Origin of the sequence: Limosilactobacillus balticus (genome assembly GCF_014145615.1) — a bacterium.
GTDB lineage: Bacteria > Bacillota > Bacilli > Lactobacillales > Lactobacillaceae > Limosilactobacillus > Limosilactobacillus balticus.
The window spans coordinates 1-246 of record NZ_JACIVH010000005.1 but is presented as its reverse complement, the minus strand read 5'-3'; the positions used below and the strand labels follow the sequence as shown (position 1 = coordinate 246).

Below are 246 nucleotides of genomic sequence, written 5' to 3'. Positions count from 1 at the left end.
AAAGCACATCAGCATCTGTAAGTGCGAGTGAATCAACTTCAGCATCTGTAAGTGCAAGTGAAAGTACCTCTGCTTCGGTAAGTGCGAGTGAATCAACTTCAGCTTCGGTAAGTGCAAGTGAAAGCACATCAGCTTCAGTAAGCGCCAGCGAAAGTGCCTCAACATCGTTGAGTGCAAGTGAAAGCACTTCGGCTTCAGTAAGCGCCAGCGAAAGTGCCTCAACATCGTTGAGTGCAAGTGAAAGTA

Annotated in this window: 1 protein-coding gene; it reads right to left on the bottom strand. The window is 47.2% G+C overall.

Features of this window, described 5'->3' with window-relative positions; translation table 11 throughout:
- On the bottom strand, window positions 1–246 hold a 246-nt coding region (locus tag H5S10_RS00010; protein ID WP_407657681.1), incomplete at both ends, for a hypothetical protein.